Genomic DNA, 14419 nt, shown 5'->3' on the forward strand with positions numbered 1-14419 from the left:
TTTAGATTCTTCTGATTCCTTGTGTCAAGCCTGATTGAGATGCTCTTACCCTGCCCTCAAAATACTCTTGGTTTGGTATCTTCATAAAGTTGATATTTATTCAGCTTAAATTATATATAATTAATTATTATCTCTTAAATTGAAATGCCTTTCTAGGTTCTCAATTCTTTGTCTTTGTTGATTGATTGTTTCTAAATGTCGGTTTGATTCTGCTTCTATATCTGCAACTTTTACCTTATATTTAGCAATCTTCAGATTTCGTTTAATTACATTAGGAATTGATACTAGTAATCCTACTATAATTCCCATAGCTAGAGTGAGGATGAGTACGATGGCTAGTGAAGCTTCAAAATTCCACACCAATAGGGCAACGCTAATGGTAACAGCATTTTGAAATGCAAACACTACTGCTAATAATGCTACTAAGATGGCAAGAATTAAAAATATTTGCATTGTAGTTGGGAAAATAAACGAACCGCCCTTCGGGTTCAGCAGTTCCTAATAGGGGAAACCCCCAAGATCGGACTGCTTCACCAAGGCGCCAAATGCGCCAAGAAAATTAATAGAAGATTGCACTAATGAATTTATCGATGCTGGATAATCAGACCTAATATAGTAAATCATCAGTATAATATTATCTTGAACCTCGCATGACTAGAAGTCACGCGATTCCTGCTTCAATGATCTTTGCCTGGATAACTCCAGGACTAACAAGTTCTCCACAGGCGTATCAATCAGGAGGAATATCCACACCGCTTTTTGCCGCCACTAGGAATAATTGACTTAAGGTGCTAACTTCAGTTTTTCATCTGTTATTAACTTGAGGCTGCCAAATGCGAATTGTCTTATCTTTACTGCTACTGACTAGGATTTTTTGGGTAGGGTTGGTGGCTAAAGCTAAAACCCAGTCGTTATGACCAGAAAGGGTTTGCAGCAAGTTACCTGTTTGCATATCCCACATTTTAATCATATTGTCAATACTGCCACTAAGGAGAGTCTGCCCATCCAGTCCCATACTTAGAGTAACTACCCGTGATGTATGACCTAACAGTGTATGCAACAGTTTACCTGTTTGCAGATCCCAAATTTTAATACTTTGATCCCAACTGGCACTGGCGAGTGTTTTTCCATCGCGGCTAAAGGCCACATATCTCACAGCATCATTATGTTGGGCGATAGGCGTTCGCGGTAGTGTGCCTGAGTCTCTAGCCATGTCCTTCGGGCTTATCGCCTGACGCAATTCCCCTGTATATATGTCCCAAATTTTAATGGTTGTGTCAAGACCCCCTGTAGCTAAAGTTTCCCCGTCGGGACTGATAGCAACCGAGAACACCCGACTTTCATGTCCCTGAATTGTCCGCAGCAGTTGACCTGTGTGAAAGTTCCAAATTTGGATATTACCGTCTTCAGTACCACTGACTAAGGTCTGTCCATCGGAACTGATGGCAACTGACCACACAGGGCCGCCATTAGGATTAATTGTCCTGATGATCTCGAAGGTCTGCAAATTCCAAACCTTAATTGTCTTGTCTCCACTACCACTGACCAAAGTTTGATCATCTGAACTGATTGCGATCTCTCTGACGGTATCGGTATGTCCTTCCAATGTGGATATAATCTTGCCAGGATTTACATTCCAAACCTTAATAGTTTTATCGGCACTAGCACTCACCAAAGTCTGTCCATTGGCGGTGAGAGCAACAGACCAAATAGAATCTCCATGACCAGCCAAAGTTTGAGTGAGAGTCAGATTTTGGGAAGATGGTACGGGATTGGGAGCGGGAGTAGGCTCTGGAGCCTGGGGAACACTGTCCGCAAAAGGTGTGACTTTCAGAAAATAGTAACTGGCATAATAGCTACCTGGGATCAAAGCCAGCAGCGCCGTCATGGATAAGATGATCCCCAGCATTAAAGTCAATTGTTCTGAATGGGGAAGAAGTTTTTTTACCCTATATTGGGACTGAGCTTTACCCAAAAGTATCTGGCGATAATCTTCTGCTGACCGTATTACTATAGGCATCTCCTGGGGAATGATGGTGTCATGAGCATAGAATGGTGTTGCAGCAGCCAATGAATCTCGATAAGAAATGGAAATGCTGGGTATTTTCCCATCAACTGTGAAGGCAAATAAATTGAGTAATTCTCCCTGGTGAAGAGCCATCTGGCTTTGGTCAATTTTATCTCGAGGAATTTCCACCCCAGCACGAGCAGAATGATAATTCCACAAGTCGGGAGCGACTACGTTTTCTACAACATCTGGGAGATTTTGCCTGTCTATGAGGGTTACTGGCCCGGTGCGTAGGCAAATAAAAATATTTTCCAGTTGAATAGGCTGTAGTTTACCTGCTAAATAGTAACAAACAAAGTAAGGGACATCGCTGCGACCGAAATCATCTAGTCCATCGTTGTATAACCAACCAAATAAGCATTGCTCTGGGGTGACTTGATATAAATAAGCCGCTTGATATCCAGCATTTGGTGGATTGTAGGAATCCCAGTACTGATAAACCACCTCTTGGATAAAGGCCTGCTGAACTTCTGTGGGAACTTCTGTACTCACCAGAGTTCTAAATCCCACACCAGCAAAACTAGTATATACAAGTTGACCTAAAAGCAAAGGGGTCATACTAAGCGCAATTCGTAATTAAAATAGTCAAACTTAATCTGGGTTTCTAGGTTAGTAGAGACAACTATATTGAGTATTTAGTTGTCAATATCATTTTGTTGAGTAGGGTTTGGTGATTGTTGTATGATTGGCATTCGCTGAGGAAAAATTCTCAATAAATTCAAGACCAATAATAGTGAAGCGATCGCCCCTACGAAACTAACACTTACTAAGGACATAATTAAAATAGACCTCCGGGTCTTTAATGATAATCCCTGTCCCATCAAGGTTTGGGTGAATTTACTAGACAATATTTGGAAAAATGACTGTTCATGAGCATCATTCAGTTGTGATAAAATCCAAAGCAGTGGAGTAGCTGCACCTTTTGCTTGGAGACGGGAAACACCTTCTAAAGAAACAATCGGGATAGCGGAATAAAATGTTTGATGTGTGGCTTTCAAATTATCAAGGTATGTAGTCAGCGGTTCCAGTTTTTTGGTAATTCGTTGCTGGGTAGCTGAATTAAGTTCAATGAGGTCGCACTTAGTTAAAATTAATGCAAAAGCGTATTTTACATTATACTTGGAGATTACGGAAGCGATCGCCGCTACCTGGTTGAAAATATCTTCTAGTACCCGTGGGTAATCGGGATCTTTGATCAAAGCGTGGGCATTAATAAATACACAGCAGCTATTGGTAGAAAATATCATGTCTTGAAATGCCGGATTAACAATATTAGAAAATTCCCCAGGAATATCCCACCAGCGAAAATTACATACGGTTTTCGCACCCGACACGCTTTGACGTTTCAAACTAAAGTTAAAGTTAGTAATTCTAATTGTCGGTGGCGGGTATTGACCAGTGCGAGCAACATGCTTTTTAATCTTTTCTAGATTGGCTTGCACATTGCTATCTTGACAATCAAACCACATCTGCTGAGAATTGTCTGGGTGATTATCGGGATGTAATTCTGCGTAGCTACCGGCCAGAAAAACTGTTTTGCCTACTCCTCGTTGACCAATACTTAACAGGCTAAAGGTTTTTGGGGTAGTTGCAGATAATAAATTCATATAATCACCGTTTCTGTAATCATTAATTTGACAATCTTTTGTGATATGACAATTGTAGATGATTTGTTCTATCTCAAAGATGCCACTTATATATAAAGACTGACATAGCAATCGTAAATGATTATGTAGAAAATAAAATTCATGAAAACTTGATAAATATGAAAACGAATTCCGAATATTCTCAAGTTGCACAAATTAGATAGAATTACCTACTGTGATGCATAAAGCCCCTGAATTTATGATGCTGTTGGCGAATAACCGAATTTATTCGGTCGTAAAATGATAAAATAAGAAATAAAGGGCGAAACTTTTCATATAAATTTTCTGATTTAAATATTTGGCAAGCATATCTGCAAAATAGGCCCCTACAACAAATTAACTTTTGCCTACACAGACCTCTATAATTGTGTGGGGGCAAAAATTTTATCCACTGATATATCTACGACATTCAGTCCTAATGTCCAGACTTTAGTCACTGGTCAAAACAATTTTAAAAATAACGAGCGCGGAGGGATTTGAACCCCCGACCCACAGAACCGGAATCTGTTGCTCTATCCACTGAGCCACGCGCCCTAATACTGGCCGATCATAGCACGTTTTAGAGAAAATCGGCAGGGTTGATGGGGGAACCATGACGACGGACTTCAAAATGCAGATGGGGCCCAGTAGATAAGCCTGTGGAACCCACAGCCGCGATCGCTTGACCTCTTTCTACAGTTTGCCCGTCATTCACAAATAATTCGCTGGCATGGGCATACAGGGTAGTCATGCCTTTACCGTGGTCAATAATTACCGTTCTGCCATAACCGCCATACCACCCGGCAAAAATTACGGTTCCGGAATCAGCGGCGCGAATTCTACTGCCATGACTAGCGGCAAAATCTAATCCTGAGTGAAAGCGACGATATCCCAAAATTGGATGTGTCCGCCAACCAAAGGCGCTGCTAGTGCGGGCATCGCTGGGATAAGTGAGTATTCCTGTTCCCCGAATGAGGATATTAGTGCGGCTATTGGCTTTAGCTTGGGCTGCGGCTACTTTCTGTTGAATTAAAACTTCTAAGTTTTGGGAATCTCGATCTAGCTGGTTTTGTGCAGTTTCCAACGCCAGGCGATCGCTATTTAGGCGTTCGATTAGTTCTGATTGTGATTCTGCCTGAGTTTGATAATCAGTTTTTTGTGCTAGCAACTGCTGGCGAATCAAAGCAATTTCATTCTTTTGCTGTTCTACTGCCATTTTTTGTTGCTGGATTTCGTTTGCTTGTTCATTGAGTTTCGCCAAAATCTTCTGGTCTGCCTGATAAACTAGCTTTAATTGCCGACGCCGACTGATAAAGTCGCTGATATTTTGGCTTTGTAATAACACAGCCCATCCTTGAGAAGCAGGCGATCGCTGAAGATATCGCAATCTGGCCACTGTGGCTGTTTGGCGTTCTGCATAAGAATTTTCCGCGACAACTAAATCAGTTTCTAACTGCTGGAGGTTTTCTGTCGCTTGTCGTAATCGTAATTCACTGTCTTGAATATGACTATTTGTAGTTTGCAAATTTTGGTTGATCCCAGTCAGTCGTTGTTCCGCGGCTTCTTGCAAATTAGTCAAGCGATCGCGCTGCTGTATGGTTTTTTCACGCTCTTGTTTAATTTGTTGCTGTTGCTGTCGCAGGATATCAACTGATGGTGCTGTAGTTGCAGATACGGGTAGTGCTACCAATATGCATAAAATACAGCAAAATGCAAGACGTAACCAAAAAATTCTTGTTAGCGGGATAAATAGCGATCTCATGCTGTTGATTCAGCCAAACAATTGCAGGCATCAACAGCATTATTCCCAAAACTGAAAAAATCCTAACAGGTTAAAACTGAGTTTTCCAACTTGCCAAATCAGCCAAAGAGCGATCGCGGTAACGTCCATAACGCTCTGGCTTACTTTTGATTTTCACGCCTAAATCCGGCAAAATGCCAAAATTTGGTGGCATTGGTTGGAAATGCTTGGGTGAAGCCGAACTAATAAATTCTAATAACGCCCCCATCATGGTATTAACTGGTGCTGTTAATAATTCCTTACCTAAAGCTAACCGCGCAGCATTGGTTCCCGCTAACCAACCATCTGCGGCGGCGGCGGTGTAACCTTCAGTACCAATCAACTGTCCAGCGGCAAACACAGTGGGACGTTGTTTAAATTGTAAAGTCGGGTACATTAATTGGGGTGCATTAATAAAAGTATTGCGGTGCATCACTCCCAAACGCACAAATTCCGCATTTTCTAAACCAGGAATGAGGCGGAAGACTCGCTTTTGTTCACCCCAGCGCAGGTTAGTTTGGAATCCTACCATATTCCACAGTTGACCGGCTTTATCTTCTTGGCGTAGCTGCACCACAGCATAAGGCCGTTCCCCTGTGCGACTATCAGACAATCCTACTGGTTTTAGGGGGCCGTAGCGCATGGTGTCTTCTCCCCGGTGCGCTTGTTCTTCAATGGGTAAACAAGCTTCAAAAAATTTCGCTGTTTCTCGTTCAAAGTCTTTTAATTCAGTTTGTTCCGCTTGACGTAGTTCTTGCCAAAACCGCAGATATTGTTCCTTGTTCATCGGACAGTTGAGGTAAGCAGCTTCACCTTTGTCATAGCGCGATGCCATAAAAGCAATGTCATGATTAATTGATTCACCTACAACGATGGGGCTAGCTGCATCAAAAAAGCTGAGGTATTCCATCCCCGTCAAACGGTGCAAGTCTGCGGCTAAATCAGGACTGGTTAAAGGCCCGGTTGCTAACACCACAATACCTTCAGGAATAGCTGGAACTTCACCGCGCCGAAATTCCACTAAAGGATGATTAGATACAGTTTCCGTCAAGTCTTGGCTAAATTGTCCTCTATCTACAGCTAGGGCCCCACCAGCCGGAACAGCGTGTTCATCAGCTTTAGCAATGACTATAGAACCAAGTTGGCGTAGTTCTTCATGCAACAATCCTGTAGCGCGATCGCTTGCCATTGCCCCAAAGGAATTACTACAGACTAATTCTGCCAGATGTTCTGTATGATGGGCTGGGCTAAAGCGTTTGGGGCGCATTTCATGTAAAATCACCGGCACTCCAGCCTGGGCTATTTGCCAAGCTGCTTCTGTCCCAGCTAATCCACCTCCAATTACTTGTATCGCTTGCTTATCCATAGTTCTACGCTCAGATCACCCAATTTCATGTTGCTGGGAATGCATACAAGTCATGATATAGCAGGAAATGGGGAATGGGGAAGAAGGATTGTCTTCCTCCCTAAATCTGGGAACTTCCTAAGATTTCTTTTAAAAAAACCGCAAGTCTAAATTTACTTGCCATAATCCTGTGTAGCACTCAACTATTGAAAACACGAAAATTACAGCTGATCAATCTCATTAATAAAAAAAATTACAGGAGGTTTTTTCAATTAACTTTTAAAGTATTGTCAAACCACTACACAAGAGGAGTGTTTATGACGGCTTCATCATCAGATAATTCCATCAGTAGACCCATCACTCAAGACCTGGAAGCAGCTAAGAAACAATATCAATATAACTATACTCATATTCCACCTCTTGCAATGGTGGATGAGCTTCCTGGTTCAGAGTTGTTCTCGAATCAGTGGATTTATTTGTTAGCCCAAGTACTAAAGGCGATTGTCGTGAATACTATCATCACCAACCGGGGGAATCGTGGTTCCCAGTCGGTTCGTGATGATGTGAAATGGTTTATTTTAGAAGCCTTAATTAAAGGGGCAATACCCGTCAAGATTAGTATTATTACTCAACTACTGCCAATTATTCCGAAGGTTTTAATTCTCGGACTATCTAAAGATTTTCGGGAACTCGATGATCTGTTTTTTTCCATGATCCGCGAAAACGGACTCAAGATATTTCAAGATTCTTTAGATCGAGTCACAGCCCTGTTATATAAAGGACATCCTACAGGACATGTAAGCAATCTTCAGGATTACAAACAGATATTTCCCATCATGAAGCCAGAAGCGATCGCTCAAACTTTTCAGCAAGATGAAGTTTTTGCATATATGCCAGTAGGTGGCTACAATCCTCTGGTAATTAAGCGGGTAAATACTCCAGGTGATAACTTCCCTGTCCAAGAGGAACATTACCAAGCCGTCATGGGTAATGAGGATTCATTAGCAACGGCAGGAGAAGAAGGAAGACTCTATCTAGCCGATTATAAAATTTTAGATGGTGCAATCAACGGCACATTTCCCGGCCCACAAAAATATATCTATGCACCTCTAGCGTTGTTTGCATTACCCAAAGGATCTGACTCTCATCGTTTACTGCGCCCTATAGCTATTCAGTGTGGACAAACTCCCGGAACTGATTACCCGATTATTACCCCCAATTCTGGTGAATATGCTTGGCTGTTTGCCAAAACCGTCGTCTACATCGCAGATGGCAACTTTCATGAAGCTGTTAGTCACCTGGGGAGAACGCATTTGTTTGTTGGGCCTTTTGTCATCACAACCCATCGCCAGTTATCTCCTAGCCATCCCCTCAATTTATTACTACGTCCCCATTTTGAAGGCACTTTAGCAATTAACGATGCCGCCCAAAGAGTCCTCATCGCTCCTGGCGGTGGTGTTGATAGATTACTTGCATCAACAGTGGATAACTCACGGGTATTAGCAGTGCGTGGGTTGCAAACCTATCCTTTCAATCAAGCCATGTTACCGCAACAATTGAAACAGCGTGGTGTAGAAGATCCCAACTTATTACCTGTTTATCCTTACCGAGATGATGCATTACTAGTTTGGGATGCCATCCATCAATGGGTATCAGATTATCTCAGCCTTTACTACAAAACAGATCAAGATATTCAAAATGATACAGCCCTGCAAGCATGGGCAGCCGAAGCTCAAGCTGACGATGGCGGACGTGTAATTGACTTTGGTGAAGATGGAGGAATTAAGACACGGGCTTACCTAATTGACGCCGTGACTTTAATTATTTTCACCAGTAGCGCCCAACACGCTGCGGTGAATTTCCCCCAGAAAGATTTGATGAGTTACCCAGGTATACCCTTGGCAGGTTATATGCCAGCTACAACCCTCAAAGGCAAAGTCAGTGAGCAAGACTACCTGAATTTGCTTCCGCCTTTAGGACAAGCCCAACGGCAATTAAATGTACTGACTTTGCTGGGTTCTGTATATCACAACAAGCTTGGTGAGTATCCGCAACAACACTTCACAGATCCGCAGATAAAACCCTTGTTAGAGAAATTCCAGAGTCATCTTCAACAGGTAGAAGCCACTATTAAGGAACGCAATTTACACCGCCCACCTTATGAATATTTACTCCCGTCTAAAATTCCCCAAAGTATTAATATCTAAGGGGCTAGAGGCTAGTACCGCTGCCTTGGAAGTCAAAAGTCTTATCAAACAGGCTGTTTGTCGATTTTAAATGGTATGCCTATTTACCAAAAGATAAGGTTTAAAGCCTCGCCCCTTGTGGGTGGTTTTTCTCCCCTGCCCCCCTGCTCCCCTGCTTTTTCCTTAGCCTCCTGATCGCACTCATCTCCCCCATCACCTACTCACAAATCAGAAACTATGGAAACTTCCAAAATACTTCAAGCTCACGATCGCCAAATTCGGCTTTCTCGCCGTCTTGCTAAAGTGGGTTATAATACTACCCTTGGCAGGCTGTTTCGCCTAATTGCTTACTACAGAGAAGCTTTGCTCATACTCCAGCAATGGAAAGACTTTCTCTATATTCGCAAGGAACATATTGGAGACAAGTATTTTGCTGTAGATCAGGCGATTATGCATTCTTCTCACTCCCAAGTGAAAGAACTCATGCACGTTGAGCCGCAATTACGAGGCAATGATTTAGGCATAATTAGAATGTTAGCTCCTAGCTACTTGCTAAATAATCCCCTGAGTTTGGGAATGAACGGCAATGAACATACAGGAATTCGTGCTGTTTTTAAACAAGCTTTGCCAGATCCATCTGCCAAAATAAATGTTATCGGTGATCTAGTCAATCAAAGTTTATTAGTAGCTGCCCAAAAAGGTGAAATCCATATCGGCAATGACTTACCCAAGATGATACTGTATATTTTGCATCAACTTGTGTGGGAAATTTCATTATCTGAAGCAGAAATCACATCATCGAATAGTTATATTCAAACTCTGGCTCTCGCATCCTTACCTAATTTTGTCAGCAGATATTTATTAGCCATTATCACAGCACCGAGAATTAGCCATCGTCGGCGTTTAATTGAGCGGTATCAACAATCTCCACTATGGGCATCTTACCTAGAAATTGGTAGCCAATATCAATTGAATGCCCATCAGATTGCTAACAGTATATTCGATATGATTCATATTGCTGGTACGGCTGGTACAAGTGCGCTTTTAGGATCTGTAATTGGTGTTTTATGCCAAGATAATGCATTAAGAAGTGAGGTAATTTCTGAAATTAATGGTGTCTGGAATAATCAAGAAACATTGAATGCAGCCGCACTAGAAAACTTACCTCTGCTCAATCAAGTTATTCTAGAAACAGCTCGTCTTTATCCACCTGTGAGATTTGTCAGTCAACTTACTACTGAATCAGGTGAAGTTGAAATTGGTGAACAGCGATGTCCATTTCAAAAAGGTACTCGGTTACTTGGTTCTATTTTCACCGCTAATCGTGATGCTACAAGATATGAAAGTCCTGATAGTTTTGATGTGAATCGGGATTTTTCAGATATCTTATCTTGGAATGGCCAAGAGCATGAGCGAGTTTGTCCTGGACGCTCATTATCCATTGGCTTAATTAAAGTTTTTTGTTTGTATCTTTTCCAAAAATATCAATGGGAATCAATCACAGAAGTCAAGTGGAATTTTGAAAGAGTAACTGCTGTTACTCCCAATGATTTAGTACTACAAGGCTTTGCTCAAAAATCATGATTGGCTCAATTGAGAACAGGCAACTAGATAATATTGCCACCTGGATGATTTCGGTTCAACAAACAAACTTACCAACTGTCTTGAAGGGTGTTTTTTTTCTGGATGGTAACCCGCTTCCAGATGATTGCATCACAATGTATAACTTAGAATGGGACACACAACAGCTAAGTTTAATGTTACCAGTGTTTGCGCCGTTGCAGTGGACTTTTCATCGCTCAATTCTAGGATGGTTATTACTTTTTTCCGTTCAATTAACGCAACTGAAGTACCAAATTCAATTTGAAGATGAAACTTTGCAGCGATCGCAAGTCATACCCTGGGTTTTAGGAGTGCGGATTCCTGAGTGGATCATTGACGCTACACTGTGTCGAGCTGAAAATTCGGACAATGGAGATACTTGGTATCGCAAAAACTCTTGGTTTGGTGGAATTTCCAACGTGGGAGAATATACTCTGCGGCGGATTGTCGATAAAGATGGGCGCTATACTCCGGCCTTTAACGAGATGCTTGCTAAGGCACCAAATGAGTGTTTAGTGGTTGCTAGGAATTGAAACAGAGAAGATGAGTATCCCTGCCCATTTAAATGGGCAAGGGATGAATTTATGGATATCTTCTGCTACCGGCACCCACAACACCAATTTTGTGTCGATAGGAAAGTTCAGCCCCAAACCAACCGGAAACGCTAGTCAATGTCCCGACAACCAACGAAATCAATAATCCCCAAGGTAATATTCGAGCATCGGCATTACCCAAACGCAAGATGAAGTTGAAGGCTGTCAATAACAGAATTGCCACGTTAAGAATCATGTGTGTCCACCCTGCGGTGCGCTTGCGGACACGTTCAATTCTCAAGAAGTCACTCATGCCAGTTATGGCTGCAACGACGCCCCCCAGTAATCCCAAGCCAATTAACCAGAGCGATGCCCTAGCCCAGAAAAAATCATTAGTTAACCAATAGCCCACATCACTACCTAAGGCACCAGCCAAAAAGGCAATAGGAAACATCACCGTTAGGGGGTGTAAAGGATGTCCGGCGATGGCTACTGTGCTGGGTACACCAGTATCAAGATATTCTTTGTCGTCACTTTCAATAATTGGGGGAATATTGGGGAATGGAGTGGAAGTTGATTCTGCGCCTGTAGTTTCCATTATTTATAATCCTATTGTTCACTGACAGAAAGCTATTAAATATCAGCTTTAATTTGCTAATAAAATATTTGTTTTCATATGCAAATATCCTTTGAGTAAATTTATAGAACTATGCTATTTTTTTTATCTACCTAGAGGTGGAGTACAGATTATAAATTTATCTGTCTAGGAGTATAAAAGTAGAAAAATCACGAAAAAGCTCTGTTTTTCTATCTAGAGTTACCAAGGCGATCGCTCAAAAGAAAGATGAAATATCACTAAGCAATGTGACAACCTAAAACAAGTAACGATCCGAACACTTTTTCAGAGGAGAACTGAAGCATGGTATCTACTTTAGATGATACAAAGCGTAATGCTATTGCTAAAAAATTGGCAGATATAAAATTGGTTCAACAGTTGATCATCGAAAACGAACAACTGTTTTTAAAAGAATCAACCGATGGTGAAATCACAGATCGCTTTCGGAAGATGCTTGAAGATGACCAAAAAAATCAAGGCATTCTCGAAACTGTAATAGTTCAATATGGCATCCAACAAGAGCCAAACAAAACAGTTCAAGAAATGCTCAAGACAATTCGTCAAGTGATGCAAGGCTCTGAATTGAGCTTCTATGAAAAAGTATTCCAGCATGAACTGCTAAAGCATCAACAAGCAATGTCTGGTATTACAATCCACAAAGCTGCTCAAAAAGTTGGTGCTGATGTGATGGCAGCAATTGGGCCTTTAAATACTGTTAACTTTGAAAATCGCGCTCACCAAGAGCAACTCAAAGGTGTATTAGAAGTTTTGGGTGTTCGTGAACTCACTGGACAAGATGCAGATCAAGGAATTTGGGCAAGAGTTCAAGATGCTGTAGCTGCATTTAGCGGTGCAGTCGGTAGTGCTGTGACTCAAACCAGTGACAAAAAGGATATGAATATCCAAGATGTGATTCGTATGGATCACAACAAAGTAAATATTCTGTTTACAGAATTACTGCAAAGCAACGATTCTCAAAAGATCCAAGAGTACTTTGGTCAAATCTACAAAGACCTAACTGCTCACGCGGAAGCCGAAGAAGAGGTTGTATACCCAAGAGTGCGTTCCTTCTATGGTGACAACGACACCCAAGAGCTTTATGACGAACAAGCCGAAATGAAGCAAATGTTGGATCAAATCCGCGCTATTAACCCTTCTGCACCTGAATTTAAAGATAGAGTCACAAAATTAATGGATAGTGTTGGCGACCATATTCGTCAAGAAGAAAGTACAATGTTTGCGGCGATTCGCAACAACTTAAGTTCTAACCAAACTGAGCAAATGGCAACAGAATTTAAGGCTGCTAAGAGCAAAATTCAACAAAAATTGGGCGGTAGTAAGACTGGAGCCAATGCTTAGTAATACTTGATTACTCAAAGTTGTCAGGTATAGATTAGGAATGAAGAATAGGGATTAATTCCCAAAAAAACAGGCGATCGCTTTTGATTGATATCGGGCGATCGCCTGTTTTCGTGCCAGCCTATGTTCACAAGTAATATTTGTAAGCAGCATAAGCCATCGTCACAACGCCAGTGATAATAGCAGACTCATCGACTTCAAATTCTGGATGGTGTAGAGGGTGATTAATAATTCTATCTTTGTAGCCTACACCAAGACGAAACATGGAACCAGGGGCGTGTTCTAAATACACAGAAAAGTCTTCAGCACCCAGGGAAGGTTCGGGTAAGACTTGGACGCGATCGCTACTCCAAGCTTCTTCGGCAGATGATTGCAATAATTGCGTCATGGCATAATCATTTTGCACGCTGGGCACGCCTTGGCGATAATTAACTTGATAACGTGCCCCGTAAGAATGACAAACATTAGCTACAATATTTTCAATCCAGTTGGGGAGTTGAGTCCGGGTTTCTGGGTGGAGCGATCGCACGGTTCCCAATAACTGTACTTGATCAGCAATTATATTTGGCGCTCTACCACCACTAATCTTGCCTATGCTCAACACCACAGGACGTAAAGGATTCTGTGTGCGGCTAATGGCTTGTTGTAATCCAGTTATTACTTGCGATGCAATCCAAATCGCATCAATTGCCTCATGAGGACGCGCCCCATGTCCAGATTCACCGATAATGATAATCTCTAAATCATCAGCAGCTGCCGTCAATGCCCCGTACCTTACACCAATAGAGCCTGCGGGTATAGAAGGGAAAACATGAACGCCTAAGACACCTGAGACGTTTTTCATCGCCCCATCTTTGACCATCCAGTTTGCCCCTTGAGCGATTTCCTCGGCTGGCTGAAATAAAAACCGCACCTTCCCACCTAACTCCTCTGCCATTTGGGAAAGTACCATTGCTGTGCCTAATCCCACAGTGGTATGAACATCATGACCGCAAGCGTGCATCACACCTTCTGAACGAGAGGCATATTCCAAACCTGTACGTTCTTGAATTGGCAAAGCATCCATATCTGTCCGAATTGCCAATATACGCTCATCTGGGCCGTTGTTTTGCAATGTTCCAATGACCCCAGTTTTACCAATTCCTTCTTCTACATGCAGACCACTAGAAGACAACACACCAGCAACGAATGCAGAAGTTTGGTATTCTTGACCGCTGAGTTCTGGGTGAGCATGAATGTGGCGGCGAATTTCAATTAAACGGGGTGCTAATTTTGTGGCTAAGTCTTTAATACGGGTTAGCATTA

General features: G+C 42.0%; 11 protein-coding genes and 1 tRNA gene. 4 read left to right on the top strand and 8 right to left on the bottom strand.

Annotation, left to right across the window (positions count from 1 at the left end; all coding sequences use genetic code 11):
* Positions 1–120: 120 nt before the first annotated feature.
* From ACM0OS_RS01620 to trmFO, 6 genes are all read right to left on the bottom strand, one after another.
* Positions 121–453, bottom strand: coding sequence for a lipopolysaccharide assembly protein LapA domain-containing protein (locus ACM0OS_RS01620; protein ID WP_414541408.1), 333 nt, complete (start codon positions 451–453; stop codon positions 121–123).
* Between the two features lie 352 nt (positions 454–805).
* Positions 806–2626 (bottom strand): WD40 repeat domain-containing protein, encoded by a 1821-nt coding sequence (locus tag ACM0OS_RS01625; protein WP_414541409.1) that lies wholly within the window; start codon positions 2624–2626, stop codon positions 806–808.
* Between the two features lie 77 nt (positions 2627–2703).
* Entirely contained in the window at positions 2704–3675 is a 972-nt protein-coding gene (locus ACM0OS_RS01630) for a hypothetical protein (RefSeq protein ID WP_414541410.1), read from the bottom strand.
* Between the two features lie 500 nt (positions 3676–4175).
* Positions 4176–4248 (bottom strand) — tRNA-Arg (locus ACM0OS_RS01635).
* A gap of 25 nt (positions 4249–4273) precedes the next feature.
* Positions 4274–5455, bottom strand: coding sequence for a murein hydrolase activator EnvC family protein (locus ACM0OS_RS01640; RefSeq protein WP_414541411.1), 1182 nt, complete (start codon positions 5453–5455; stop codon positions 4274–4276).
* 70 nt (positions 5456–5525) lie between these two features.
* The gene (gene trmFO, locus ACM0OS_RS01645) at positions 5526–6839 is read right to left on the bottom strand and encodes an FADH(2)-oxidizing methylenetetrahydrofolate--tRNA-(uracil(54)-C(5))-methyltransferase TrmFO (protein ID WP_414541412.1); all 1314 of its coding nucleotides are present in this window, start codon (positions 6837–6839) and stop codon (positions 5526–5528) included.
* Between the two features lie 296 nt (positions 6840–7135).
* Here trmFO and ACM0OS_RS01650 point away from each other — a divergent pair, with 296 nt between their 5' ends.
* From ACM0OS_RS01650 to ACM0OS_RS01660, 3 genes are all read left to right on the top strand, one after another.
* Positions 7136–9025, top strand: a complete 1890-nt coding sequence (locus ACM0OS_RS01650; RefSeq protein WP_414541413.1) for a lipoxygenase family protein — start codon at positions 7136–7138, stop codon at positions 9023–9025.
* Between the two features lie 216 nt (positions 9026–9241).
* On the top strand, positions 9242–10588 hold the full coding sequence (locus ACM0OS_RS01655) for a cytochrome P450 (RefSeq protein WP_414541414.1): 1347 nt from the start codon (positions 9242–9244) through the stop codon (positions 10586–10588).
* Positions 10585–11139, top strand: a complete 555-nt coding sequence (locus ACM0OS_RS01660; protein ID WP_414541415.1) for a hypothetical protein — start codon at positions 10585–10587, stop codon at positions 11137–11139. Before ACM0OS_RS01655 ends, ACM0OS_RS01660 begins: the two co-directional genes overlap by 4 nt.
* Before the next feature lie 49 nt (positions 11140–11188).
* Here ACM0OS_RS01660 and ACM0OS_RS01665 read toward each other — a convergent pair whose 3' ends face one another.
* Positions 11189–11737: a DUF2231 domain-containing protein gene (locus ACM0OS_RS01665; protein WP_414541416.1), complete on the bottom strand. Its 549-nt coding sequence runs from the start codon at positions 11735–11737 to the stop codon at positions 11189–11191.
* A gap of 321 nt (positions 11738–12058) precedes the next feature.
* On the opposite strand from ACM0OS_RS01665, the gene ACM0OS_RS01670 reads away from it, so the two are divergent.
* Entirely contained in the window at positions 12059–13114 is a 1056-nt protein-coding gene (locus tag ACM0OS_RS01670) for a hemerythrin domain-containing protein (RefSeq protein WP_414541417.1), read from the top strand.
* Between the two features lie 127 nt (positions 13115–13241).
* On the opposite strand, the gene ACM0OS_RS01675 is transcribed toward ACM0OS_RS01670, so the two are convergent.
* On the bottom strand, positions 13242–14417 hold the full coding sequence (locus ACM0OS_RS01675; protein WP_414541418.1) for a M20 family metallopeptidase: 1176 nt from the start codon (positions 14415–14417) through the stop codon (positions 13242–13244).
* Between the last annotated feature and the right edge of the window lie 2 nt (positions 14418–14419).

It is taken from the genome of Nostoc sp. CCY0012 (assembly GCF_963920855.1).
Classification (GTDB): Bacteria; Cyanobacteriota; Cyanobacteriia; order Cyanobacteriales; family Nostocaceae; genus Cyanocohniella.